Consider the following 24,536-nt stretch of genomic DNA (forward strand, 5'->3'; position numbering starts at 1 on the left):
GGTGGCCGGCGGCAGCGTGGCCGCGTCGAGCTGGGCGGCCTGGCGCCAGCCGAAGCGGCGGCAGCGCGACTCCAGGTCGCCAAGGTCCCAGTCCGTTGCCAGCGCCGATTTCAGCCAGGCCAGCCAGTCGTCGACCGCGCCACCGGCCAGGGCCGCGCGCAGCAGGGCCATCACCGCAGCGGCGGCGGGCGTCGTCGCCAGCGTCCAGCCGGTCTCGTCGTGCACGGGCACGCCCTGGCGTGCCAGCAGCGCACGCACGCGGCGGATGACGACGCGGTCCTGGGCCAGCAGCGCGACCGGCCGGCGGCCGGCGTTCAGGTGCTGGATGACGGCGGTGGCGGCCTGCTCGGCCAGGTTCTCGAAATCGGGAGCGACGGCCTCCTCCACCCGGGCGGTGGGCGTGAAACCGGCCCAGGCCTGGTCGATGTCCAGGTCGCCGTCCAGGCACAGGGTGGGCACGTCGCCGGCCTGGGCGAGCAGCGTTCGGGCGAGCAGGTCAGGGCCGCCCACACGCAGGCAGATCCAGGCGCTGGGCCGCAGCGCGAACAGCGTGTCGGTGGCCGGCCGGCGCTCGTCGGAGGCCACCCAGGCCAGCGCGACCTGCGCCAGCGCACGCTCCAGCAGGCCGGGGCCGGCATCGAGGGCCGCAAGCCGCTCGTGGGCGGTGTCGAAAAAGGCAGCTCGCTCCTGCGGCGGCACCTGGGCGGCCGCGCGGGTCAGCGCCTGGGCGGTGTCGACGAGGCGGGCCAGGGCCACGCGGTAGTCGCGCGGGCTGCTGCGCTTGAGGGGCTGCACCCAGCTCTGCTCGGCCAGCAGGCGGTCGGCCGTGAAGGCGTCGATGACGGCGTCACCGGAGAGCTGGTCGGGGGTGGCCAATGCGGTCGGGCCCAGCGCCGAGGCCAGGCTGTGGCTGGTGGTGATGCGCGGCATCCAGCCGCCACGGGCCAGGAAGGCGCGCCGGGCCGGGGCGAGCTGCTGGGCGAAGGGCAGCAGCAGCACGGCGTCGCGCAGCGGCGCGCCCTGCTCGAGCAGCCAGCCGGCGCAGGTGCCGGCAACCCGGCGCCAGAAGGCTTCGATGTCTTCCCCGGGGATCAGACCCAGGTTGATGGCTTGTTGCACTTGTAAAGCGGGCCTCCCGCCCTGATGTCTGCCATTGCTTCGGTCACCCTCGTGACCGTCCGGGCAAAAGTGGCTATGTCACAATGATTTTGCCTATTCGGACGGCGCCTGCGCGGCGACCGCCAACCCTTTGAGGCCAAGGAACCCTCCCATGAGCAGCGAATTGATCAAGCATGTTTCCGACGCGTCCTTCGACGCCGACGTGATCCAGTCCGGCAAGCCGGTGCTGGTGGACTACTGGGCCGAATGGTGCGGCCCCTGCAAGATGATCGCGCCCATCCTGGACGAGGTCGCCACCGGCTACGGTGACAAGCTGCAGATCGCCAAGATGAACGTCGACGAGAACCGCGAAGTGCCGGCCAAGTTTGGCATCCGTGGCATCCCGACGCTGATGCTTTTCAAGGACGGCCAGCTCGCCGCCACCAAGGTCGGCGCCCTCTCCAAGGCCCAGTTGACCGCCTTCCTCGACGCGAACCTATAATCGCGTCCAACTGCTGCAGTGATTCCGGCGCCCTCAGCGCGATCACTGCAGCAGCCAAAGCCAACACGCCCCGGGTTCCTGGATACAAATTCAGCACCCAGCCAGCGTGGACTCGGCTCCCCCTCCCACCACTTTGCTAGTTTCCGGATCCGCGCCGTTCGCTGTTTGACGGTAGCTATTCGGTCCTACTCCGGGGCGGCCGTGGAATCGCCGTTGCGCCTTGGCTGGCGCTGCGGCCCCTGACGGGTATTCGCCCATGCATCTTTCCGAACTCAAAGCGCTCCACGTTTCCGCCCTCATCGAGATGGGCGAGGCGCTGGAGATCGACAACGTCACCCGCCTGCGCAAGCAGGAACTGATGTTCGCCATCATGAAGAAGCGCGCCAAGGCTGGCGAGCAGGTCTTCGGCGATGGCGTGCTCGAAGTCCTGCCCGACGGCTTCGGCTTCCTGCGCTCGATCGAGGCCAGCTACATGGCTTCCACGGACGACATCTACCTGTCGCCCAGCCAGATCCGCCGCTTCAACCTGCACACCGGTGACCTGGTGGAAGGCGAAGTGCGCGTGCCCAAGGACGGCGAACGCTACTTTGCTCTGGTCAAGGTCGACCGCGTCAACAACCAGACGCCGGAGGAGAGCAAGAACAAGATCATGTTCGAGAACTTGACGCCCTTGTTCCCCAAGGAGCAGTTCAAGCTCGAACGTGAAGGCTACAAGGGTGAAGAGAACATCACCGGTCGCATCATCGACCTGGTGGCGCCCATCGGCAAAGGCCAGCGCGCGCTGATCGTGTCCCAGCCCAAGACGGGCAAGACCGAGATGATGAAGAGCCTGGCGCACGCGCTGGTGGCCAACCACCCGGACTGCCACCTCATCGTGCTGCTCGTCGACGAGCGCCCGGAAGAAGTGACCGAAATGATCCGCACCGTGCGCGGTGAAGTCATCAGCTCGACCTTCGACGAGCCCGCCGCCCGCCACGTGCAGGTGGCCGAAATGGTCATCGAGCGCGCCAAGCGCCTGGTGGAGCTGAAGAAGGACGTGATCATCCTGCTGGACTCGATCACGCGCCTGGCCCGCGCCTACAACAACGTGCTGCCCAGCTCCGGCAAGGTGCTGACCGGTGGTGTGGACGCCAACGCCCTGCAGCGCCCCAAGCGCTTCTTCGGCGCGGCGCGCAACATCGAGGAAGGCGGCTCGCTGACCATCATCGGCACCGCCCTGATCGACACCGGCTCCAAGATGGACGAGGTGATCTACGAAGAGTTCAAGGGCACCGGCAACTGCGAAATCCACCTGGATCGCCGCATGGCCGAGAAGCGCGTCTACCCGTCGCTGCTGATCAACAAGTCCGGCACGCGCCGCGAGGAACTGCTGCTCAAGCCCGAGATCCTGCAAAAGAGCTGGATCCTGCGCAAGCTGCTCTACAACATGGACGAAATCGAGGCGATGGAGTTCATCCTCGAGAAGATGAAGGCGTCGAAGAACAACCATGACTTCTTCGACATGATGCGGCGCGGCGGGTAACTTCAGCCCGAAACTGGCCAAACCGCAAGGAAGCCCGCTACAATCGCGGGTTTTCCGCCCTGACACCCCCGGAAAGTGCGCCGACCAAGCGATTGACATCGTCGGCGTGGCTCCCGACCTAGCCAAGAGGTTCCCATGAAAGACGGCATTCACCCCAACTACCGCGACGTCGCGTTCGTCGACCAGTCCAACGGTTTCCAGTTCGTCACGCGTTCGACCGTGCAGACCAAGGAATCCATTGAGATCGACGGCAAGAAGCTGCCGCTGGTGAAGCTGGAAACCACCAGCGAGTCGCACCCCTTCTACACGGGCACGCAAAAGAGCATCGACAACCTGGGCGGCCGCGTCGAGAAGTTCCGCAACAAGTTCGCTCACCTCAAGAAGTAAATTGGCTCGCGGCTGTTTCGCCGCACCAACGTCCAAAGGGCAGCCCAGGCTGCCCTTTTGCTTTTTGGCAGCTCAAAACTGCCGACTCCGCCGTTCGGCCGGCGTTTGACGGCATGATGCCGGCCGGTTTCATCGAAGTTTCGCGAGTGAATCTCCCCACCCCCGCCATCGTCGCCGAGCGCGGCGTCGAGCGCCTGCCACGCCTGGCGCTGATCCTGCTGTGCGCCGCCTATGTGCTGCCGGGCATCTTCGGTCGCGCCCCCTGGCGCAATGCCGACCTGAGCAGCTTCGGCTTCATGGCCAGCATCGCCCAGGGGCACGCGCCCTGGTGGCAGCCGGCCATCGCCGGCATCCCCGCCGAGGGCGGCCCCCTGCCCTACTGGCTGGGCGCGCTGGCCATCAAGATCCTGCCCTTCCTGGACGCGCCCGTCGCCGCCCGCCTGCCCTATGCCCTGGTGCTGGTCGGCGTGCTCGTGGCGGTCTGGTACACCTGCTTCCATCTGGCCCGCACCGAGGCGGCCCAGCCGGTGGCCTTCGCCTTTGGCGGCGAAGCCCAGGCCATCGACTACGCCCGGGCCCTGGCCGACGGCGCCCTGCTGGCGCTGATGGCGTCGCTCGGCCTGCTGCAGTTGGGCCACGAGACGACCCCCGAGCTGATGCAACTGCTGGCCATCGCGGGCTACCTCTATGGCCTGGCCGCAGCGCCCTTCAAGCAGGGCCGCGCACGGGCAGCCATCCTGCTGGCTCTGCCTGCGCTGGCTGCCAGCGGCGCCCCGACCGTGGCCTGCGCCCTCGGCCTGCTCGGCCTGCTGCTCAACCACCGCTCCAGCTATGACGAAGCCAAGGCCCAGAGGCTCTGGCTGCTGGCTTCGCTGACGCTGGCCGTGCTGGCGGCCTGGGCCTTCGACGGCTGGGCCTGGCGCGTCAGGCCCGGCCTGCAGTTCGCCTCTTTGCTGAGCCTGCTGGCCTGGTTCTGCTGGCCGTCCGGGCCGCTGGCCTTGTGGACGCTGTGGCGCTGGCGCCGCCATGGCCTGCGCCGCCACATCACCGTGCCGGCCATTGCGCTGCTGGTGCCGCTGGTGGCCTGCATCACGATGGACGGCTCGGAGCGCGCGCTCCTGCTGGCCCTGCCCTCGCTGGCCATCCTGGCCGCCTTCGCACTGCCGACGCTGAGCCGCAGCGTCTCGGCCGCCGTGGACTGGTTCTGCGTCTTCATCTTCTCCGCGGTGGCGCTGTTCGGCTGGCTTTACTACGTGTCCATGCACACCGGCTGGCCGGCGCGGCCGATGGCCAATCTGCGCCGCCTGGCGGAGGGTTTCGAGCCGGAGTTCAGCGTGCTGGCCCTGCTGTTCGCCATCGCCGCGACGCTGTCCTGGCTGGCCCTGGTGCGCTGGCGCACCGCCCGCCATCGCCATGCGCTGTGGAAGAGCCTGGCCCTGCCGGCCGGCGGCGTCGCCCTGGGCTGGCTGCTGGTCATGAGCCTGTTGCTGCCGCCGCTGGACTATGCGCGCAGCCTGGCACCGCTGGTCGCCCGGCTGAAGGCGCGCGTGCCGGCCGACGCCAACTGCCTGGCCGCACCGGGCCAGAACCTCGCGACGCTGGCGGCGCTGGAATGGCATGGCGGCTGGCTGGTTCGCGGCCGTGGCTCGCTGACCACCTCCGCATGCAGCCACGCCGTCATCAGCGCCGGCCAACCGACACCCCAGGGCTGGCAGGTGGTTGCGCAGGTGAAGCGGCCAACGGACCGCAGCGGCAGCGCCAGTCTCGTGCTCCTGAAGCGTCAGTGATCCGACAGCGCGGCCGCGTTGAAGGCCGCCTCGTCGCCCAGCGCCGAGTCGCTGGCCTGGCGCACGCGCGCGGCCGGGAAAACGAGGCGAAAGCGCGAGCCCTTGCCGACATCGCTCTGGATCATCAGCTCGCCGCCATGGCGCTGCATGACGTGCTTCACGATGGACAGGCCCAGGCCCGTGCCCCCCGTCTCGCGTGAGCGGCTGCCGTCGACACGGTAGAAGCGCTCCGTCAGCCGCGGGATGTGTTCGCGCGCGATGCCCAGGCCCGTGTCGATGACGGTCAGCTCGCCATTGCCACCCTCGAGCAGCCGCCAGGCCACCTCGACCTCGCCACCGTCCGGCGTGTAGCGCACGGCATTGGTGACGAGGTTGGCGATGCCGCTGAGCAGTTCGCTCTCGATGCCGGCCAGCTCGACGTTGGTCTCCGGCCTCAGATGCAGCTGGTGACGGCCAGCGGAAAGCACCTCGGCATCCGCCGCGATGCGCAGCAGCAGGCCGTCCAGGCCCACCCAGCGGTCCGGTGCCGGGCGCGGGCTGCCTTCCAACTGGGCCAGCGTCAGCAGGTCGGCCACCAGCGTCTGCATGCGCTGGGTCTGCTGGTTCATCAGCACCAGCACGCGCTCACGCTCGACGGCCGTCAGCGGCAGCGTGTGCATGGTCTCGATGAAGCCGGACAGCACCGTCAGCGGTGTGCGGATCTCGTGCGAGACATTGGCGACAAAGTCGCGCCGCATGGCCTCGGAGCGCACGCGCTCGGTGATGTCCAGCGACAGCACGAGGCGCATGCCCTCGCCGTACTCGCGCACGATGATGGACAGCGTGCCCGGGCCGCGGCCGTTGCCCAGCACCAGCGGCTCGGCAAAGGTGCCGGCCTGCAAATAGGCCACGAAGGCGGGCGCACGCACGAGGTTGGTGATGCGCTGGCGCAGGTCGCGCTGCGGGTCCAGCGCGAAGTGGTCGGCCGCGACGCGGTTGCACCAGACGATCTGTTCGTGCGAGTCCAGCATCAGCACGCCGTTGGGCGAGGCTTCGATGGCCGACAGGAATTGCTCCAGCTCCAGCCGGGCGCGCCCCACGCTGCGGTCCCGGTCGCGCACGGCACGCTCGATGCGGTAGCCGACCTCGCCCCACAGGCCGGTGTCGCGCGGCGCGTTCTCGAGCTGGTTGCCACGCAGCCAGCTGAGCAGGCGGTGGCCGCGCACCGCGTCGACCAGCAAAGTCAGCAGGACGCCGCTGACGACGCCGACGCCCAGCCCAAGGCTGTCGATACCCGTGGCCGTGCGTACCCCCACTCCAATGACAAACCCGAACAGCGCGGCCCCGAGGGCCATCAGGAGTCGCGGCAGTAACCAGGTCATGTCGGCGGATGAAACTCAGGCAGAGAGCGCGCTGCTCTGTTGGGTCAAGCGGTAGCCGGCACCACGGACGGTCTCGATCATGCGGGCGCATTGCACGCGCTCCAGCGCTTCGCGCAGGCGCTTGACGTGGACGTCGATGGTGCGTTCCTCGATGAAGACGTGGTCGCCCCAGACGCGGTCCAGCAGCTGCGAACGGCTGTGCACACGCTCGGGGTGCGTCATCAAGAAATGCAGCAGGCGGAACTCGGTGGGGCCGAGCTTGACCTCGGCGCCATCGCGGCTGACGCGGCGCGTGCCCGGGTCCAGCAGCAAGGGGCCGACCTCGACCGCGCTGTCCAGCGCCTCGGGCGCCTTGCGACGCAGCACGGCGCGAACGCGCGCCAGCAGCTCGTTGGTCGAGAACGGCTTGGTGATGTAGTCATCGGCACCCGCATCCAGGCCGGCGATCTTGTCGCCTTCCTCGGCGCGCGCCGTCAGCATGATGACGGGCAGCTCCTTGGTGCGGGCCACGCCACGCCATTGGCGCGCCAGCGCCACGCCGCTCTGGCCGGGCAGCATCCAGTCCAGCACGACCAGGTCGGGCAGCACGCGGTCCACCTCGTACTGGGCCTGGGTGGCGCTGCCGGCGATCGTCACCTCGAAGCCGGCATGGCGGAGATTGATGGAGATCAGCTCGGCGATCGCCGATTCGTCTTCAACGACAAGGACTCGGCTCATGATCAACGCACCATGGTTTCGACGGCCTCGGGCGAGTTGTGTCGCACGTCCTGGCCCTTGACCACGTAGATGACCACCTCGGCCAGGTTCTTGGCGTGGTCGCCGACACGCTCGATGGCCTTGGCCACGAAGACGAGGTCGATGGACGAGGAGATGGTGCGCGGGTCTTCCATCATGTAGGTGATGAGCTTGCGCAGCAGGCCATCAAACTCCTTGTCGATCTCGTCGTCGTGCTTGAGCACGTCCAGCGCGCGCTCCACGTCCAGGCGGGCGAAGGCGTCCAGCGACTTGCGCAGCTGGGTGGTGGCGAGTTCGGCCTCGAAGCTGAGGTCGGACATCGGCAGGCGCATGCGGCTCGAAACACCGCTGGCCACCAGGCGCTGCACCGTGCGGGCGATGCGCGCGGCTTCGTCGCCGACGCGCTCGAGGTTGGCGATGCTCTTGCTGATGGCGATCAGCAGGCGCAAGTCGCGGGCCGTCGGCTGGCGGCGCGCAATGATGGTCGAGAGATCGCGGTCGATCTCGATTTCCATCGTGTTGACGCGGCTTTCCTTGGTCAGCACTTCGTCGGCCGATGCGGCGCTGAAGTCCACCAACGCCTGCACGGCCTGGGCCACCTGGGCTTCCACCAGGCCGCCCATTTCGAGCACGCGGGTCGAGATGCCGCTGAGCTCGGCGTCGAACTGGGTCGAGAGATGTTTGTCCACCATACCGTCCTCCTTGATCAGCCGAAGCGGCCGGTGATGTAGTCCTCGGTGTCCTTGCGCTTGGGCTTCATGAAGAGCTCAGCGGTCGGTCCGAATTCGATCAGGTCGCCCAGGTACATATAGGCCGTGTAGTCCGAGCAGCGCGCGGCCTGCTGCATGTTGTGGGTCACGATGGCGACCGTGTAGTCGGCCTTGAGCTCGTGGATGAGCTCCTCGATCTTGCCGGTGGAGATCGGGTCCAGCGCCGAGCAGGGCTCGTCGAGCAGCAGCACCTCGGGCTTGATGGCAATGCCGCGTGCGATGCACAGGCGCTGCTGCTGGCCGCCGGAGAGGCCGGAGCCGCTCTGGTTGAGCTTGTCCTTCACCTCGGTCCACAGCGCGGCCTTCTTCAGGGCCCACTCCACACGCTCGTCCATCTCGACGCGCGGCAGCGTCTCGAACAGCTTCACGCCGAAGGCGATGTTGTCGTAGATGGACATCGGGAAGGGCGTGGGCTTCTGGAAGACCATGCCGATCTTGGCGCGGATCAGCGAGACATCGTCCTTGCTGGCCAGCACGTCCTCGCCGTCCAGCAGGATCTGGCCTTCGGCACGTTGCTCGGGGTAGAGCTCGTACATGCGGTTCAGCGTGCGCAGCAGCGTGCTCTTGCCGCAGCCCGACGGACCGATGAAGGCGGTGACCTTGTTCTCGGGGATGTCGAGGTTGATGTTCTTCAGCGCGTGGAAGCTGCCGTAGAAGAAGTTCAGGTTGCGCACCGAGAGTTTGGCGCGCTCGCCCACGGGCGTTTCGATCTTGGCGTCCATGAGATCGGGTCCTTAGTGTTTGTTCTTGAAGAGCACGCGGGCGAGGATGTTCAGCAGCAGCACGCCGACGGTGATCAGGAAGACGCCGGCCCAGGCCAGCTTCTGCCAGTTCTCGTAGGGGCTCATCGCGAACTTGAAGATGGTGACCGGCAGGCTGGCCATCGGCGAGCTGATGTCACTCGTCCAGAACTGGTTGGAAAGCGCCGTGAACAGCAGCGGTGCGGTCTCGCCCGACACGCGGGCCAGGGCCAGCAGGATGCCGGTCAGCACGCCGGCACGCGCCGACTTCAGCGTGATGGTCAGGATGACCTTCCACTTCGGCGTGCCCAGCGCATAGGCCGCCTCGCGCAGCGCATTGGGCACCAGGCTGAGCATGTTCTCCGTCGTGCGGATGACGACGGGGATGACCAGCAGCGCCAGGGCCAGCGCGCCCGCCATGCCGGAGAAGCTCTTCAGCTTGGCGACGACCATGGCGTAGACGAACAGGCCGACGACGATGGACGGGGCGGACAGCAAGATGTCGTTGATGAAGCGCACCGCGCTGCCCAGCCAGGTCTTCTGGCCGTATTCGGCGAGATAGACACCGGCCAGGATGCCGACCGGCGTGCCGACCAGCGTGGCCAGGCCGACCATGACGAAGCTGCCGAAGATGGCGTTGGCCAGGCCACCGCCCTCGCCCTGCGGCGGCGGCGTCATCTCGGTGAAGGTGGCCAGGCTCAGGCCGCCGATGCCGAGATAGATGGTCTCGAACAGGATCCAGACCAGCCAGAACACGCCAAAGCCCATGGCGCCCAGCGACAGCGCCAGCGCGATGACATTGGTGCGCTTGCGCTTGTGGTGCATCGCCAGGCGGCGAGTGTCAAGGGTCGAGCTCATGAACGGGCTCCTTCGCTCTTCTTCAGGCGCAGCAGCAGCAGCTTGGAGATGGTCAGCACGACGAAGGTGATGAGGAAGAGGACCAGACCGAGGTACATCAGCGAGGCCTGGTGCAGGCCCTCGCCGGCTTCGGCGAATTCATTGGCCAGCGTCGACGTGATGCTGTTGGCGGCCTCGAAGACCGACAGCGAGTTCAGCTGGTTCATGTTGCCGATGACGAAGGTGACGGCCATCGTCTCGCCCAACGCCCGGCCCAGGCCGAGCATGATGCCGCCGACGACACCGGTCTTGGTGTACGGCAGCACGACGCGCGAGACGACCTCCCAGGTCGTCGCACCCAGGCCGTAGGCGGATTCCTTCAGCATCGGCGGCGTGACCTCGAAGACGTCGCGCATCACCGAGGCGATGAAGGGGATGATCATGATCGCCAGGATGATGCCGGCCGACAGGATGCCGATGCCCACCGGCGGGCCGGAGACCAGCGAACCCAGCAGGGGCACGCCACTCAGCACGGCCTGCAGCGGCTGCTGCACGAAGGTGGCCAGGATGGGGCCGAAGACCAGCAGGCCCCACATGCCGTAGACGATGGACGGCACGGCAGCCAGCAGCTCGATGGCGACACCCAGGGGGCGCTTGAGCCAGCTGGGCGACAGCTCGGTCAGGAAGATGGCGATGCCGAAACTGACCGGCACGGCGATGACGAGGGCGATGAAGGAACTGGCCAGCGTGCCGTAGATCATCACCAGGCCGCCGAACTTCTCCTGCACCGGGTCCCATTCCGCGCTGGTCAGGAAGCCCAGGCCGAAGGCCTTCAGGGCCGGCGCCGCGCCGATGATCAGGGAACCGATGATGCCGACCATCAAGGCCAGCGTCAGCCAGGCGGCGCCCTGCGACAGGGCGGCGAACAAGGTGTCGGCCCAGGGGGCGACGCGGCGGCGCTGGGGTTTGGGTTCCATGGGTGAAGTATGCGAGCGCCGCTCGCCTCGATCAGCGCCTGCGCTGCCGGCTGGAAGGATGGCTGCCAAGGAACCTCCGAAAGTCGGGTCAGGGGATGGGCGCTGGGACGTGGCGGAGCCCGGCCGGGGCCGGGCTGCATTCGGGTCAGCGTCAGCGCCCAGGGATCACTTGAAGGCGACGGCCTTGCCGGCGGTGTCTTTGATCTGGTCGGTCCACTGCTTGCGCACCAGGTCCTTCACGGCGGCGGGCAGGGGCACGTAGTCGAGGTCGTCGGCCGCCTTGTCGCCGTTGACATAGGCCCACTCGAAGAACTTCAGCGCGGCGCTGGCCTGGGCCGCCTTGTCCTGCGACTTGAACATCAGGATGTAGGTCGGGTTGGTCAGCGGCCAGGCGGTCTTGCCGGGCTGGTCGGTGGTGATCTGGTAGAAGGTCTTGTTCCAGTCAGCGCCGGCGGCGGCGGCCTTGAAGGCGTCGTCGCTCGGGTTGACCCACTGGCCGTCCTTGTTCTTCAGTTGGACGTAGTTCATCTTGTTCTGCTTCACATAGGCGTACTCGACGTAGCCGATGGAATTGGGCAGGCGCTGCACGAAGGCGGCGACGCCCTCGTTGCCCTTGCCGGCCGTGCCAGCCAGCCACTTGACCGTCGTGCCTTCGCCGACCTTCGTCTTCCAGTCTTCGCTGACCTTGGACAGGTAGTTGGTGAAGATGAAGGTCGTGCCCGAGCCGTCGGCGCGTGCCACCGGCGCGATGGCCGCGTCAGGCAGCGCGACACCCGGGTTCAGCGCGGTGATGGCCGCGTCGTTCCACTTGGTGACCTTGCCGAGGTAGATGTCGGCCAGCACAGGGCCGGTCAGCTTGATCTGGCCCGGGGCGATGCCCTTGATGTTGACGACGGGCACGACGCCGCCGATGACCATCGGGAACTGCACGAGGCCGTCCTTGGCGAGTTCGTCGTCCTTCAGCGGCATGTCGGAGGCGCCGAAGTCGACCGTCTTGGCCTTGATCTGGCGGATGCCGGCGCCGGAGCCGACGGACTGGTAGTTGATGCGGGCGCCGGTGGCCTTGTTGTAGGCATCGGCCCACTTGGCGTAGATGGGCGCCGGGAAGGTGGCGCCAGCGCCGGTCACGTCCTGGGCAAGGGCCACCTGGGCGCCAAACAGGCTCGCGACGATTGCGAGCGACTTGCTGACCTGGACAAAGTTCATCTGAGACACCTTCCGCGTGGCGGTTTTGACGATGACCGTCATCCTAGGGATCGAATGTGACGATTCAGTGACCTCCCCGTCATTTACCCGGAGATTGGAGCGCGTCGAGGGGCGGCTGGGAAGCGCTCTGAACCGCTTTGTGACACTGTCATTTTCGGTTCATGCAATCGTCATATCCCGCTTCTAGAGTCCCGGCCAGCCGTTTACCGACCCAACCGGAGCTTCCGACATGATCCGCCGCACCTCCTTGATCGCCCTGGCCGCCAGCGCCCTGCTGGCCGCCTGCGCCTCTGCGCCCACAGCGCCCGCCCCGGCGCCGCTGGCCGACACACTGGCCCGCGACCCGCAGCTCAGCACCTTCAACCGCCTGGTGGCCCAGGCCGGCCTGGTGGACGAGTTGCGCGCCGCCGGCCCGCTGACCGTCTTCGCCCCCAGCGACGAGGCCTTCAAGGCCGTGCCGGCCAAGACGCTGGAAGCGCTGGCCGCCGACCCGGCCCAGCTCAAAGCCGTGCTGGGCTATCACGTCATCGACGGCCGCGTGGCTGCCGCCGATGTGAAACCGGGCGTTGCCAAGACCCACCAGGGCGCGACCCTGGCCCTGGCCAAGGCCGGCAGCTTCGTCACCGTGGACGACGCCGTCGTGCAGCAGGCCGACATCGTCGCGACCAATGGCGTGGCCCATGTCGTCGACCGCGTGCTGATGCCGCCGAAGAAGTAACTGCTGCCGAGAGAAACAAGAAGGCCGCCCGAGGGCGGCCTTTCTCATAGCATTTCGGGCCGAGCGCTGGGCCGCTCCCGAGCCGGCCCGCTTTGGCGATGTGCTCGCGGCTCGATGCCGAGAGCATCGCCGTCCCCGCGGGGGACCGACCAGACTCGCTCGCGTTCAGCGATGCGAGGTTGGGCGAGGGGCAGTTTCACTTCAGGCCGAGATCGCGTCCACCAGGCGCTGGGCGCAGCGTTGGGCCACCGCGGCATCAGAGGCCTCGACCATGACGCGCAGCAGTGGCTCGGTGCCGGAAGCACGGATCAGGATGCGGCCCTTGTTGCCGAGCTCGGCCGTGACCGCCGATTGCTCGTCGGCGAGGCGGGTGCTGCTCTTCCAGTCCTGGCCGGCCTGCAGGCGCACATTGATCAGCGTCTGCGGGAACAGCTCCACGCCCTGCAATTGCTCCGACAGGCTGCGCCCGCTGCGGCAGACGGCCTGCAGCACCAGCAGCGCGCTGACGATGCCATCGCCGGTCGTGTGCTTGTCCAGCGCCAGCAGATGGCCCGAGCCCTCGCCGCCCAGCTGCCAGCCGCGCGCGGCCAGCTCTTCCAGCACATAGCGGTCGCCGACCTTGGCACGCACGAAATCGACGTCGCGCGCGCGCAGTGCCAGCTCGACGGCCATATTGGTCATCAGCGTGCCGACGGCACCCGGCACGCGCAGGCCCTGGGCCAGACGGTCGGCCACCATCACATAGAGCAGTTCGTCGCCGTTGTAGAGGCGGCCGTTGGCATCCACCAGCTGCAGGCGGTCGGCATCGCCGTCCAGCGCCACGCCGTAGTCCGCGCCATTGGCCTTGACGGCCTCGACCAGGGCACCGGGCGCCGTCGCGCCGAAGCCGGCATTGATGTTGAAGCCGTCAGGCTTGCAGCCGATGGAGATGACCTCGGCGCCCAGTTCGTGGAAGACGTCGGGGGCGACGTGATAGGCCGCGCCATGGGCCGCGTCGACGACGATCTTCAGCCCCTTGAGCGTCAGGTCGGAGCCGAAGCTGTTCTTGCAGAACTCGATGTAGCGGCCGCGGGCGTCTTCCAGGCGCTTGGCGCGGCCGAGGCTGGCCGAGTCCACCCACTGCGGTGCCTCTTCCAGCGCGGCTTCGACGGCCAGCTCCCAGGCATCGGGCAATTTCTCGCCTTTGGCGGAGAAGAACTTGATGCCGTTGTCGGCGAAGGGATTGTGCGAGGCGCTGATGACGACGCCCAGGTCCAGGCGCAGGGCCCGCGTCAGGTAGGCGACGCCCGGCGTCGGCAGCGGGCCGGTCAGCAGCACGTTGACGCCCGCGGAGGCGAAGCCGGCCTCCAGGGCGGATTCGAGCATGTAGCCGGAGATGCGCGTGTCCTTGCCGATCAGCACCGTCGGGCGCTTGGACGTGTTGCGCAGCACGCGACCCACCGCATGACCCAGGCGCAGCATGAAGTCCGGCGTGATCGGGCCCTGGCCCACCGTGCCTCGAATGCCGTCGGTTCCAAAATACTTGCGGGCCATCGAGCTCATCCTTCTATTCAATGGCCGGGATTGTCGCCGCATCGACTGCGGCCCAGACCTTGAGGGCGTCCACCGTGGCCGGGACATCGTGCACACGAATCACGTTCGCGCCCGCGCTGACGGCCCGCAGCGCCGCGGCSAGGCTGGCAGCCAGGCGCTGGTCCACCGGCCGGCCGGTGATGTCGCCCAGCGTGCGCTTGCGTGACCAGCCCACCAGCAGCGGGTAGCCCAGTTCGGTCAGGCGCCGCTGGCCGGCCAGCAGCTGGAGGTTGTGTTCGGCGGTCTTCGCAAAGCCGTAGCCGGGGTCCAGCGCAATGCAGTCGGCCGGGATGCCCGAGCCCAGTGCGGCCTGGGCGCGCTGGGCCAGGAAGGCGCCCACTTCGGCCACGACGTCGCCATAGACGGCCAGGTCCATCATCGACGCCGGCTCGCCGCGCATATGCATCAGGCAGACGCCCGCACCGCTGCCCGCCACGGCCGCCAGCGCGCCGGGCGCCTGCAAGGCCAGCACGTCGTTGACGATGTCCACGCCGCCATCCAGCGCACGCCGCATGACCTCGGGCTTGCAGGTGTCGACAGAGACCGGCACGCCCAGCGTCACGGCCGCGGACAGCACCTCGGCAATACGCGCCCATTCGCTGTCGGCATCGACGCGCGGTGCGCCGGGGCGGGTCGATTCACCGCCAATGTCGAGGATGTCGACGCCCTCGGCGACGAGGCGCTCGCAGTGCGCGATCGCCGTGCGCGTGTCGTCATGCCGGCCGCCATCTGAAAACGAATCCGGCGTCACATTGACGATGCCCATCACACGGGGGYGACTCAGATCGATGCGGAAGCGGCGGGTCTGCCAATGCATGTGGGCTCGGAATTGAAAACGGGCCCGGTGTAAGCCGGGCCCGTCGTTGGGGTGTGGATCAGGCCGCGGCGGGGGCGCCGTCGGTGCTGACCGGGGGCGTGCCGCCGCCGGTCGGGCCACTCGCGGTCGGCTTGTCGTCAGGCGCGCGCGGCGGGCGACCGGCCATGATGTCCAGGATCTGGTCGCGGTCGATGGTTTCCCACTTCATCAGCGCCTCGGTCATGACCTCGACCTTGTCCTTGTTGTCCTCGAGGATCTTCTGGGCCACGGCGTACTGCTGGTCGAGGATGCGGCGGATTTCGCTGTCGACCTTCTGCTGCGTGGTCTCGCTGATGTTGGTCGTCTTGGTCATGCTGCGGCCGAGGAAGACTTCGCCTTCGTTCTCGGCATACACCATCGGGCCGAGGGCCTCGCTCATGCCATAGCGCGTGACCATGTCGCGGGCCATGCGGGTGGCGCGCTCATAGTCGTTGGAGGCGCCGGTCGAGATGTCGTGGACGAACAGGTCCTCGGCAATGCGGCCACCGAACATGATGCTGATGCTGTTGAGCATCTGCTTGAAGTACAGGCTGTGCTGGTCACGCTCGGGCAGCTGCCAGGTCACGCCCAGCGCACGGCCGCGCGGCATGACGGTGACCTTGTGGACCGGGTCGGTACCGGGCAACAGTTCGGCGACGACGGCATGGCCGGACTCGTGATACGCCGTGGCGCGCTTCTCGTCCTCGGTCATGACCATGCTCTTGCGCTCGGGGCCCATGTAGAGCTTGTCCTTGGCGCGCTCGAAGTCGATCATTTCCACCAGGCGGCCGTTGCGGCGCGCCGCGAACAGGGCAGCCTCGTTGACGAGGTTGGCCAGGTCGGCACCGCTCATGCCAGGCGTGCCGCGGGCGAGGATGGACGCGTTGACGTCCTGGCCGATGGGCACCTTGCGCATGTGCACGTTCAGGATCTGCTCACGGCCACGGATGTCCGGCAGCGTCACATAAACCTGGCGGTCGAAGCGGCCGGGGCGCAGCAGGGCCGGGTCGAGGATGTCGGGTCGGTTGGTGGCCGCCACGACGATGACGCCGAGATTGGTCTCGAAGCCGTCCATCTCGACCAGCATCTGGTTCAGCGTCTGCTCGCGCTCGTCATTGCCACCACCGAGGCCCGCGCCACGATGGCGGCCGACGGCGTCGATTTCGTCGATGAAGATGATGCAGGGCGCGCTCTTCTTGGCCTGCTCGAACATGTCGCGCACGCGGGCCGCGCCGACGCCGACGAACATCTCGACGAAATCGGAGCCCGAAATCGTGAAGAAGGGAACCTTGGCCTCGCCGGCAATGGACTTGGCCAGCAGCGTCTTGCCGGTGCCGGGAGGGCCGACGAGCAGCACACCGCGGGGAATGCGGCCGCCGAGCTTCTGGAATTTCTGCGGGTCCTTCAGGAAGTCGACCAGCTCCTTCACCTCTTCCTTGGCCTCGTCGCAACCGGCGACGTCAGCGAAGGTGATGGAGTTGCTGGCTTCATCCAGCATGCGGGCCTTGCTCTTGCCGAAGCTGAACGCGCCGCCCTTCCCGCCGCCCTGCATCTGGCGCATGAAGTAGACCCAGACGCCGATCAGCAGCAGCATCGGTGTCCAGTTGATCAGCATGCTGACCAGGAAGCTCTGCTCCTCGCGCGGCTTGACGTCGAACTTGACGCCGTTGTTGCGCAGGTCGCCCACCAGGCCCTGGTCCTTGGCGGTGGCCAGGGTGCGCAGCTTGTTGCCGTCGGTGTCTTCGGCGACCACATCGCCGGCGAAACCATCCGGCAGGACGACCGACTTGATGCGGCGGGCCTGCACCAGGTCAAGGAATTCGGAATAGGTCACTTGCTTGCCGGGGGCGGTCGTGCCACCGAACTGCTTCACGACCGTGAACAGCACCAGGGCGATCACGATCCAGACGGCAAACTTCGAAAACCATTGATTGTTCACTACGACTCCTTGGCCCTGATGGCCCAGCGCGGGTTTCAGGACAGTGGGGGCGATTTTAGGGGCGGCAAGGGGGTAGCCCCTGTAATCAGCGGTTTTTCAGCCCCATGCCCACCAAGAATGTCTCGGAAGAGCGGATGCGGGAGGCCTTGGGCTTCACGACCTTGAAGACCTTGAAATGCGCCTTGAAGAGGGTCACGAGCTCGTCGTAACCACTGCCGTGAAAGACCTTGGCCACCAGCGTGCCGTCGGGCTTGAGGTGGCTGCTGGCGAAATCCACGGCCAGCTCGACCAGGCCGGAGATGCGGGCAGCATCGGTGGACGCAATACCCGACATATTGGGCGCCATGTCCGACACGACGACGTCCACCGGCCGGCCGGCCAGCGCGGCTTCCAGTTCGGCCAGGACGGCGTCTTCCTGGAAATCGCCCTGGATGAACTGCACCCCCTCGATGGGCTCGAACTCCAGCACGTCCAGCGCGATGATGGTGCCGTTGAGCTGGCCCACCGCCGCCCCACCCCGCCCTGCCTCCGTGGGCGCGAAACGCCGGCGCAGGTACTGGCTCCAGGCACCTGGCGTGCAGCCCAGATCGACGACCACCTGGCCCGGGCGGATCAGCTTCAGCTCCTCGTCGATCTCCTTGAGCTTGTAGGCCGCGCGGGAGCGATAATCGTCCTTCTGCGCCTGCTGCACATAGGGATCCGAGACATGGTTGTTCAACCACGCCTTGTTGAGCTTTTTGCTTTTGGTTTGAGTTTTCATGCCTACGGGATAATACGGGGATGCCTCAAATCATCCTGACCCCTGCCCAGCGCAAGGACAAGCGCTCCGACGCCCACCATCTCGACCCCGTCGTGATGATCGGCGGCGACGGCCTCACACCGGCCGTCGTCAAGGAAACCGACGCCGCGCTGAAGGCCCACGGCCTGATCAAGGTGCGGGTGCTCGGCGATGACCGCGCGGCCCGCGAGGAAATGTTCGCCCAGCTCTGCGACGAGTTGAACGCGGCGCCTATCCAGCACATCGGCAAGCTGCTGGTGCTGTGGCGACCGATTCCCGAGAAAGCGGCCGCCGAGCGCACCGATGCCCGGCCCGGCCCGCGCGTGGTCAAGATCGTCAAGTTCTCCAAGAGCGGCAACGGCCGACCCCAGGTCACCAAGCTCAAGGTGCTGGGCAACCAGCGCGTCGCCCAGGGCGGTGAGCTCAAGCGCGCCAAGCGCCGCATGACCAGCGTCAAGAAGAACGTCTCGGACTGAGTCTCCAGGCCAGGGCCAGCACGGCCAGGCCCTTGACCGCGAAGAAGGCCAGCGAGGCGCCATGCAGCGCCCCGAAGGACGCCACGCCGGCACCGGCGCGTGCGTCCGCCATCAGGGGCTGCAGGCCGTAATAGCCGGCGATGGTGCAGAACAGCGCCACGGCCGGCAGCAACAGCGCCACCGAAAAGACGTTGCTCGCTGCACCCGCCTCGACCGCATCACGCGCCAGGCGGCGCTCCAGCAGCATCAGGATCAATGCCGCCGCCAGGCTGACCTGGGCCTCGAGGCTGAACAGCCGACCGACCACCAGGCCGGCCTGAGCCCGCTCCAGCACCGCGAAGGCGCTGGGCGCTGCAGCGAAGGCCACACAAAGCAAAAAGCCGCCCCAAAGGGCGGCCAGCAGCGCTTGAAGCCGCACCCACATCAGACGTAGCGGACTTCGACGATTTCGTAGCGCTTGATGCCGCCGGGAGCCTGCACTTCGGCCACGTCGCCGGCTTCCTTGCCGATCAGCGCGCGCGCAATAGGCGAGCCCACCGAGATGCGGCCCAGCTTGATGTCGGCCTCGTCATCGCCGGTGATCTGGTAGGTCACTTCGGTGCCGCTGGCTTCCTCTTCCAGGTCCACCGTCGCGCCGAAGACGACGCGGCCGCCGGCGTCCAGCGACGAGGGATCGATGATCTGCGCCGCCGCGAGCTTGCCTTCGATCTCGAGGATGCGGCCTTCGATGAAGCCCTGCTTGTCCTTGGCCGCGTCGTATTCGGCGTTTTCGCTCAGGTCACCCTGGGCGCGCGCCTCGGCGATCGCCTGGACGACGGCGTGGCGCTCGACGGTCTTGAGGCGATGCAGCTCGGCCTTGAGCGCCTCGGCGCCGCGCTTGGTCAGGGGAATGGTCGTCATGTCGTCAGTGGCGCTCGGCCGCCCGGAGCCGCTGACCGCCCCCTCGGGGGGCAGCTAGCAACGCGAGCGTGGGGGCGCTGGTTATATCGATGGGCAAAAAGAGTTCCGCCGCTGCGGCCCGGTCGGGCTGCTGCGGCGGAATCGATGAGCTGTAGTTTAAGCCAGCTCGGCGTGCAGTTCCTGCAGGGATTGCACGGTCAGGCCGTCACGGTGTTTCATGCCCTCGACCGCGGCTTCGCAGCCCGCCATCGTCGTGTAATAGGTCACGCGGCTGGCCAGTGCCGCCTGGCGGATGTAGCGGCTGTCGGCGATGGCCGTGCGCGTCTCGTCCACCGTCGTGAAGACGAGCTGGATGTCGCCGCCCTTGAGCGCATCGACGATGTGCGGGCGCCCGTCCTTGATCTTGTTGATCAGCTTGACCGGCACGCCGGCTTCCGTGATGGCGGCGGCCGTGCCCTTGGTCGCCACGATGCCGAAGCCCAGCGCATGCAGGTCCTTGGCGATGGCGACCGCGCGGGTCTTGTCGCTGTTCTTGATCGTGATCAAGACATTGCCTTGGCGCGGCAGTCGCGAGCCCGCGCCGATCTGGCTCTTCAGCATTGCCTCGCCGAAGGTCCGGGCTGAGCCCATCACCTCGCCCGTCGAACGCATTTCGGGGCTGAGGATGGGGTCCACACCCGGGAACTTGTTGAACGGGAAGACGGCTTCCTTGACGCTGAAGTAAGGCGGGATCACTTCGGCCGGCACGCGGCCCTTGCGGTCGCGCTGGTCGACCAGCTTCTGGCCGGCCATGCAGCGCGCGGCGATCTTGGCGAGTTGCTGCCCGGTGGCCTTGGACACATAGGGCACCGTGCGCGAGGCGCGCGGATTCACTTCCAGCACATAGACGGTGCAGGCCGCCAGGCCCGCGGTCACGTCGCCCTGGATGGCGAACTGCACATTCATCAGGCCGACGACCTTCAGCGCCTTGGCCATCGCGGCCGTCTGGCGGCGCAACTCGTCCTGCAGGTCGGCCGCCAGCGTGTAGGGCGGCAACGAGCAGGCCGAGTCGCCGCTGTGGATGCCGGCCGCCTCGATGTGCTCCATGATGCCGCCGATCATCACGTCGCCGGAGGCGTCGGCGATGCAGTCGACGTCGACCTCGACGGCATCCTCCAGGAAGCGGTCCAGCAGCACCGGCGACTTCTCCGACACGCGCACGGCTTCGCGCATATAGCGCTCTAGGTCCTTGTCGCCGTGCACGATCTCCATCGCGCGGCCGCCCAGCACATAGCTCGGGCGCACGACCAGCGGGTAGCCGATCTCGTTGGCCAGCGCGACGGCTTGCTCTTCGGTGCGCGCGGTGCGATTGGGCGGCTGGCGCAGGCCCAGCTCGTGCAGCAGCTTCTGGAAGCGCTCGCGGTCCTCGGCGATGTCGATGGAATCAGGCGTGGTGCCGATGATGGGCACGCCGGCGCGCTCCAGGTCCAGCGCCAGCTTCAGCGGCGTCTGGCCGCCGTACTGCACGATGACGCCAACCGGCTTTTCCTTGTCGACGATCTCGAGCACGTCTTCCAGCGTGACCGATTCGAAGTAGAGGCGGTCCGAGGTGTCGTAGTCGGTCGACACGGTTTCGGGATTGCAGTTGACCATGATGGTCTCGTAGCCGTCCTCGCGCATAGCGAGTGCGGCGTGCACGCAGCAATAGTCGAACTCGATGCCCTGGCCGATGCGGTTCGGGCCACCGCCCAGCACCATGATCTTCTTCTTGTCGGTCGGGTTGGCCTCGCACTCGGCGTCCGCACCTTCGTACGTGGAGTACATATAGGCCGTCTGCGTGGCGAACTCGGCCGCGCAGGTGTCCACGCGCTTGTAGACGGGGCGCACCTTCAGCGCATGGCGGCGCTCACGCACGGCGTGCTGGTGGGTGCCCAGCAGCTTGGCCAGGCGCTTGTCCGAGAAGCCCTTGCTCTYCAGCAGGCGCAGCTCGGCTTCGGTGATGGACTCGATGGCGCGGCCCTTCAGCTCGCCTTCGATCTGCACCAGCTGCTCGATCTGGGCGAGGAACCACGGGTCCACCGCGGTCTCCTCGTAGATCTCGTCCAGCGACATGCCGATGCGGAAAGCATCGGCCAGGTAGAGGATGCGCTCGGGGCCGGCTTCGCCGATCTCCTGCACGATGTCTTCGCGGTCGGTCGAACGCTCGGTCAGGCCGTCGATGCCGGTCTCCAGGCCGCGCAGGGCCTTCTGGAAGGATTCCTGGAAGGTGCGGCCCATGGCCATCACCTCGCCCACCGACTTCATCTGCGTCGTCAGGCGCGAGTCGGCCATCGGGAACTTCTCGAAGGCGAAGCGCGGGATCTTGGTGACGACGTAGTCGATGCTGGGCTCGAAGCTCGCCGGCGTGATGCCGCCGGTGATGTCGTTCTTCAGCTCGTCCAGCGTGTAGCCCACGGCCAGCTTGGCGGCGATCTTGGCGATCGGGAAGCCGGTGGCCTTGGAGGCCAGCGCCGAGGAGCGCGACACGCGCGGGTTCATCTCGATGACGACCATGCGGCCGTCCTTCGGATTGATGGAGAACTGCACGTTGGAGCCGCCGGTGTCAACGCCGATCTCGCGCAGGATGGCGATGCTGGCGTTGCGCAGCAGCTGGTATTCCTTGTCCGACAGCGTCTGCGACGGCGCCACGGTGATGGAGTCACCGGTGTGGATGCCCATCGGGTCCAGGTTCTCGATGGAGCAGACGATGATGCAGTTGTCCGCCTTGTCGCGGACGACCTCCATCTCGTATTCCTTCCAGCCGATCAGGCTCTCTTCAATGAGCAGCTCGTTGGTGGGAGACAGGTCCAGGCCGCGCTTGCAGATGGTCTCGAACTCTTCCGGGTTGTAGGCGATGCCGCCACCCGAACCGCCAAGCGTGAAGCTGGGGCGGATGACCATCGGGAAGCCCGCGCCGCCGATCTCGGCGTGGATGCGCTTCTGCACGCTCCAGGCCTCTTCCAGCGAATGCGCGATGCCGGACCGGGCCGAGCCCAGGCCGATCTTGGTCATCGCGTCCTTGAACTTGAGGCGGTCCTCGGCCTTCTCGATCGCATGCTCGTTGGCACCAATCATCTCGACGTTGTACTTGGCCAGCACGCCATGTTTGTGCAGGTCCAGCGCGCAGTTCAGCGCCGTCTGGCCGCCCATGGTCGGCAGCACCGCATCCGGGCGCTCCTTGGCGATGATCTTCTCGACCACCTGCCAGGTGATGGGCTCGATGTAGGTGACGTCCGCCGTGTCCGGGTCCGTCATGATGGTCGCGGGGTTGCTGTTGACCAGCACGACCTTGTAGCCCTCCTCGCGCAGGGCCTTGCAGGCCTGGGCGCCGGAGTAATCGAACTCGCAGGCCTGGCCAATGATGATCGGGCCCGCGCCGATGATGAGGATGGTCTTGAGGTCTGTACGTTTTGGCATGGCTTGCGAGTCTTCTTAGAGCGTGGCCGTGGCCAGCTTGGCCCCGAACCCAACGAAAAGTGCACCGACGCCGGCATTGGCGACGCCAGAGAGACGACGGCGGGCACGGAAGGCCGCTGCAAGGCGGGCGCCGGCGAAGATCAGCGTCGAGAGATAGATGAAGCTCAACACCTGGATGATGGAACCCAGGATCAGGAAGGTCAGCGCCGGATGCGGATAGGCCGGGTCGACGAACTGGATGAAGAAGGACAGCAGGAAGGCGATGGCCTTGGGGTTGAGCAGGCTGACGACCAGGGCCTTGCGGAAGGGCTGGCTGGCGTCGACGACGCGCGGCGCCTCATCGGCCTTCGCATCACCGCGCCAGGTGCTCAGCGCGCCGCGCAGCAGCTGGATGCCGATCCAGCCGAGGTAGACCGCGCCGACCATCTTCACGACGAAGAAGATCTGCGGGCTGGCCATCAGCAGCGACGCGCCGCCAGCAGCGGCGGCCGTCATCAGCAGCGTGTCGCCGACGAACACGCCGCAGGCCGCGCCGTAGCCGGTGCGAACGCCGCGCTGCGCCGCAACGGACAGCACATAGATCGAATTGGGCCCGGGCAGCAGGATGATGAAGATCGCCGCCGCGAGGAAGGTGCCGAGATCGGTGATGCCGAACATGTGCAGGCCCTCCTTCAGGACTTGTTCATCAGGGACAGGAAACGGTCGAACAGATAGGCAATGTCATGCGGGCCGGGGCTGGCTTCCGGGTGGCCCTGGAAGCTGAAGGCCGGCTTGTCGGTGCGGGCGATGCCCTGCAGCGTGCCATCGAACAGGCTGACGTGCGTGGCGCGCAGATTGGCCGGCAGCGTGTCGGGGTCGACCGCGAAGCCGTGGTTCTGGCTGGTGATGCCGACGCGGCCGCTGTCCAGGTCCTTGACCGGGTGGTTGGCGCCGTGGTGGCCGAACTTCATCTTGAAGGTCTTGGCACCGCTGGCCAGCGCCAGGATCTGGTGGCCCAGGCAGATGCCGAAGACGGGAATGCCGGACTCGATCAACTGGGCCGTGGCCTTGATGGCGTAGTCGCAGGGCTCCGGGTCGCCGGGGCCGTTGGACAGGAAGACGCCGTCCGGCTCCAGGTCGAACACGGCGCTGGCGGGCGTCTGAGCCGGCACGACGGTGACCTTGCAGCCGCGCTCGGCCAGCATGCGCAGGATGTTGAGCTTGACGCCGAAGTCGTAGGCGACGACGTGGAACTTCGGGTTGGTTTGCGTACCGTAGCCGCTGCCGAGCTTCCACTCGGTCTGCGTCCAGGTTTCGTTCTCGGTGCGGCTGACGACCTTGGCCAGGTCCAGGCCGGACATCGACGGTGCAGCCTTGGCCGCGGCGACTGCCGTGTCGACATGGGCTTGCGTCAGCGCTTCGCCGGCGGTCAGCGCCAGGATGCAGCCGTTCTGGGCGCCTTTGGTGCGCAGCACGCGGGTCAGGCGGCGGGTGTCGAGGCCGGCGATAGCCACGGTGCCCTCGTCACGCAGGTATTGGTCCAACGTGCGGCCGCTGCGGAAGTTGGACGCGCGCAGCGGCAGGTCCTTGATGACGAGGCCGGCGGCGAAGACCTTGGAGGCCTCGACGTCCTCGTCGCTGACGCCATAGCTGCCGATGTGCGGATACGTCAGCGTGACGATCTGCTTGCAGTAGCTGGGGTCGGTCAGGATTTCCTGGTAGCCCGACAGCGCGGTGTTGAACACCACTTCGCCGACGGTCTGGCCCACGGCGCCGATGGACTGACCTCGGAACACCGTCCCATCCGCCAGAGCCAGGATTGCTTGAGGGGGATGGAGCAGGTCAGCCAGCACGAGAAAGTCTCCGCAAGTGGGGCGCGTGCCCAGCATCAACCCGCCCGAGAGCGGATCAATTTGAGGAAACCGAGGAGGTTTTCGCCGGGCAGCAGATGGGTTCAGGTAAACCCATCGAGTATAGCCGAC

22 protein-coding genes and 1 pseudogene are annotated in these 24,536 nt (G+C 67.0%); 6 read left to right on the forward strand and 17 right to left on the reverse strand.

Annotated elements, in window-relative coordinates; genetic code table 11:
* Window positions 1–1,119: pseudogene (locus tag AC1DW3_RS26785) on the reverse strand (hypothetical protein); the annotation flags it as partial.
* A gap of 151 nt (window positions 1,120–1,270) precedes the next feature.
* On the opposite strand from AC1DW3_RS26785, the gene trxA reads away from it, so the two are divergent.
* The 4 genes from trxA (at window position 1,271) to AC1DW3_RS26805 (ending at window position 5,296) form a co-directional block, all read left to right on the forward strand.
* Window positions 1,271–1,600, forward strand: a complete 330-nt coding sequence (trxA, locus tag AC1DW3_RS26790; protein WP_056195487.1) for a thioredoxin TrxA — start codon at window positions 1,271–1,273, stop codon at window positions 1,598–1,600.
* Between the two features lie 256 nt (window positions 1,601–1,856).
* Complete coding sequence (gene rho / locus AC1DW3_RS26795; protein ID WP_477936642.1) at window positions 1,857–3,122, forward strand: transcription termination factor Rho; 1,266 nt, start codon at window positions 1,857–1,859, stop codon at window positions 3,120–3,122.
* Between the two features lie 135 nt (window positions 3,123–3,257).
* Window positions 3,258–3,509 carry a type B 50S ribosomal protein L31 gene (locus AC1DW3_RS26800; RefSeq protein WP_477936644.1) on the forward strand — a complete coding sequence of 84 codons (252 nt, stop codon included), beginning with the start codon at window positions 3,258–3,260 and terminating at the stop codon, window positions 3,507–3,509.
* A 146-nt stretch (window positions 3,510–3,655) separates the two neighbouring features.
* The gene (locus AC1DW3_RS26805) at window positions 3,656–5,296 is read left to right on the forward strand and encodes a hypothetical protein (RefSeq protein WP_477936646.1); all 1,641 of its coding nucleotides are present in this window, start codon (window positions 3,656–3,658) and stop codon (window positions 5,294–5,296) included.
* On the opposite strand, the gene phoR is transcribed toward AC1DW3_RS26805, so the two are convergent.
* The 7 genes from phoR to pstS all read right to left on the reverse strand — a co-directional run bounded on the left by phoR (window position 5,290) and on the right by pstS (window position 11,922).
* Window positions 5,290–6,657, reverse strand: a complete 1,368-nt coding sequence (gene phoR, locus AC1DW3_RS26810; protein ID WP_477936648.1) for a phosphate regulon sensor histidine kinase PhoR — start codon at window positions 6,655–6,657, stop codon at window positions 5,290–5,292. The two genes, AC1DW3_RS26805 and phoR, sit on opposite strands and share 7 nt — an antisense overlap.
* Window positions 6,658–6,672: 15 nt before the next feature.
* Window positions 6,673–7,374: a phosphate regulon transcriptional regulator PhoB gene (gene phoB / locus AC1DW3_RS26815; protein WP_477936650.1), complete on the reverse strand. Its 702-nt coding sequence runs from the start codon at window positions 7,372–7,374 to the stop codon at window positions 6,673–6,675.
* Between the two features lie 2 nt (window positions 7,375–7,376).
* Window positions 7,377–8,084, reverse strand: a complete 708-nt coding sequence (gene phoU / locus AC1DW3_RS26820; RefSeq protein WP_056195475.1) for a phosphate signaling complex protein PhoU — start codon at window positions 8,082–8,084, stop codon at window positions 7,377–7,379.
* Between the two features lie 14 nt (window positions 8,085–8,098).
* Window positions 8,099–8,884: a phosphate ABC transporter ATP-binding protein PstB gene (gene pstB / locus AC1DW3_RS26825; RefSeq protein ID WP_477936652.1), complete on the reverse strand. Its 786-nt coding sequence runs from the start codon at window positions 8,882–8,884 to the stop codon at window positions 8,099–8,101.
* A 12-nt stretch (window positions 8,885–8,896) separates the two neighbouring features.
* Window positions 8,897–9,760, reverse strand: coding sequence for a phosphate ABC transporter permease PstA (gene pstA / locus AC1DW3_RS26830; protein WP_477936654.1), 864 nt, complete (start codon window positions 9,758–9,760; stop codon window positions 8,897–8,899).
* Window positions 9,757–10,716, reverse strand: coding sequence for a phosphate ABC transporter permease subunit PstC (pstC, locus tag AC1DW3_RS26835; protein WP_477936656.1), 960 nt, complete (start codon window positions 10,714–10,716; stop codon window positions 9,757–9,759). The genes pstA and pstC overlap by 4 nt, the downstream gene beginning before the upstream one ends.
* Before the next feature lie 165 nt (window positions 10,717–10,881).
* Window positions 10,882–11,922 carry a phosphate ABC transporter substrate-binding protein PstS gene (gene pstS / locus AC1DW3_RS26840; protein WP_477936658.1) on the reverse strand — a complete coding sequence of 347 codons (1,041 nt, stop codon included), beginning with the start codon at window positions 11,920–11,922 and terminating at the stop codon, window positions 10,882–10,884.
* 229 nt (window positions 11,923–12,151) lie between these two features.
* On the opposite strand from pstS, the gene AC1DW3_RS26845 reads away from it, so the two are divergent.
* On the forward strand, window positions 12,152–12,640 hold the full coding sequence (locus AC1DW3_RS26845) for a fasciclin domain-containing protein (RefSeq protein ID WP_477936660.1): 489 nt from the start codon (window positions 12,152–12,154) through the stop codon (window positions 12,638–12,640).
* Between the two features lie 201 nt (window positions 12,641–12,841).
* On the opposite strand, the gene glmM is transcribed toward AC1DW3_RS26845, so the two are convergent.
* The 4 genes from glmM to AC1DW3_RS26865 form a co-directional block, all read right to left on the reverse strand.
* A complete protein-coding gene (gene glmM, locus AC1DW3_RS26850; protein WP_477936662.1) occupies window positions 12,842–14,173 on the reverse strand; it encodes a phosphoglucosamine mutase in 1,332 nt (443 codons plus the stop codon).
* Between the two features lie 13 nt (window positions 14,174–14,186).
* Window positions 14,187–15,029: a dihydropteroate synthase gene (gene folP, locus AC1DW3_RS26855; RefSeq protein ID WP_477936664.1), complete on the reverse strand. Its 843-nt coding sequence runs from the start codon at window positions 15,027–15,029 to the stop codon at window positions 14,187–14,189.
* Between the two features lie 58 nt (window positions 15,030–15,087).
* A complete protein-coding gene (gene ftsH / locus AC1DW3_RS26860) occupies window positions 15,088–16,986 on the reverse strand; it encodes an ATP-dependent zinc metalloprotease FtsH (protein ID WP_477936666.1) in 1,899 nt (632 codons plus the stop codon).
* 85 nt (window positions 16,987–17,071) lie between these two features.
* Window positions 17,072–17,746 (reverse strand): RlmE family RNA methyltransferase, encoded by a 675-nt coding sequence (locus AC1DW3_RS26865; RefSeq protein WP_477936668.1) that lies wholly within the window; start codon window positions 17,744–17,746, stop codon window positions 17,072–17,074.
* A 20-nt stretch (window positions 17,747–17,766) separates the two neighbouring features.
* Here AC1DW3_RS26865 and AC1DW3_RS26870 point away from each other — a divergent pair, with 20 nt between their 5' ends.
* Window positions 17,767–18,240, forward strand: coding sequence for a YhbY family RNA-binding protein (locus tag AC1DW3_RS26870; protein ID WP_477936670.1), 474 nt, complete (start codon window positions 17,767–17,769; stop codon window positions 18,238–18,240).
* Here AC1DW3_RS26870 and AC1DW3_RS26875 read toward each other — a convergent pair.
* The 5 genes from AC1DW3_RS26875 to carA all read right to left on the reverse strand — a co-directional run bounded on the left by AC1DW3_RS26875 (window position 18,218) and on the right by carA (window position 24,443).
* Window positions 18,218–18,664 carry a DUF4149 domain-containing protein gene (locus tag AC1DW3_RS26875; protein ID WP_477936672.1) on the reverse strand — a complete coding sequence of 149 codons (447 nt, stop codon included), beginning with the start codon at window positions 18,662–18,664 and terminating at the stop codon, window positions 18,218–18,220. The genes AC1DW3_RS26870 and AC1DW3_RS26875 overlap by 23 nt on opposite strands.
* Window positions 18,664–19,140 (reverse strand): transcription elongation factor GreA, encoded by a 477-nt coding sequence (greA, locus tag AC1DW3_RS26880; protein WP_477936674.1) that lies wholly within the window; start codon window positions 19,138–19,140, stop codon window positions 18,664–18,666. The genes AC1DW3_RS26875 and greA overlap by 1 nt, the downstream gene beginning before the upstream one ends.
* Window positions 19,141–19,296: 156 nt before the next feature.
* On the reverse strand, window positions 19,297–22,575 hold the full coding sequence (gene carB, locus AC1DW3_RS26885; protein WP_477936676.1) for a carbamoyl-phosphate synthase large subunit: 3,279 nt from the start codon (window positions 22,573–22,575) through the stop codon (window positions 19,297–19,299).
* A 15-nt stretch (window positions 22,576–22,590) separates the two neighbouring features.
* Window positions 22,591–23,232, reverse strand: a complete 642-nt coding sequence (gene leuE / locus AC1DW3_RS26890) for a leucine efflux protein LeuE (RefSeq protein ID WP_477936678.1) — start codon at window positions 23,230–23,232, stop codon at window positions 22,591–22,593.
* A gap of 14 nt (window positions 23,233–23,246) precedes the next feature.
* Window positions 23,247–24,443, reverse strand: coding sequence for a glutamine-hydrolyzing carbamoyl-phosphate synthase small subunit (gene carA, locus AC1DW3_RS26895; RefSeq protein ID WP_477936680.1), 1,197 nt, complete (start codon window positions 24,441–24,443; stop codon window positions 23,247–23,249).
* Window positions 24,444–24,536 lie beyond the last annotated feature (93 nt).

It is taken from the genome of Roseateles sp. P2_H4 (genome assembly GCF_056403315.1).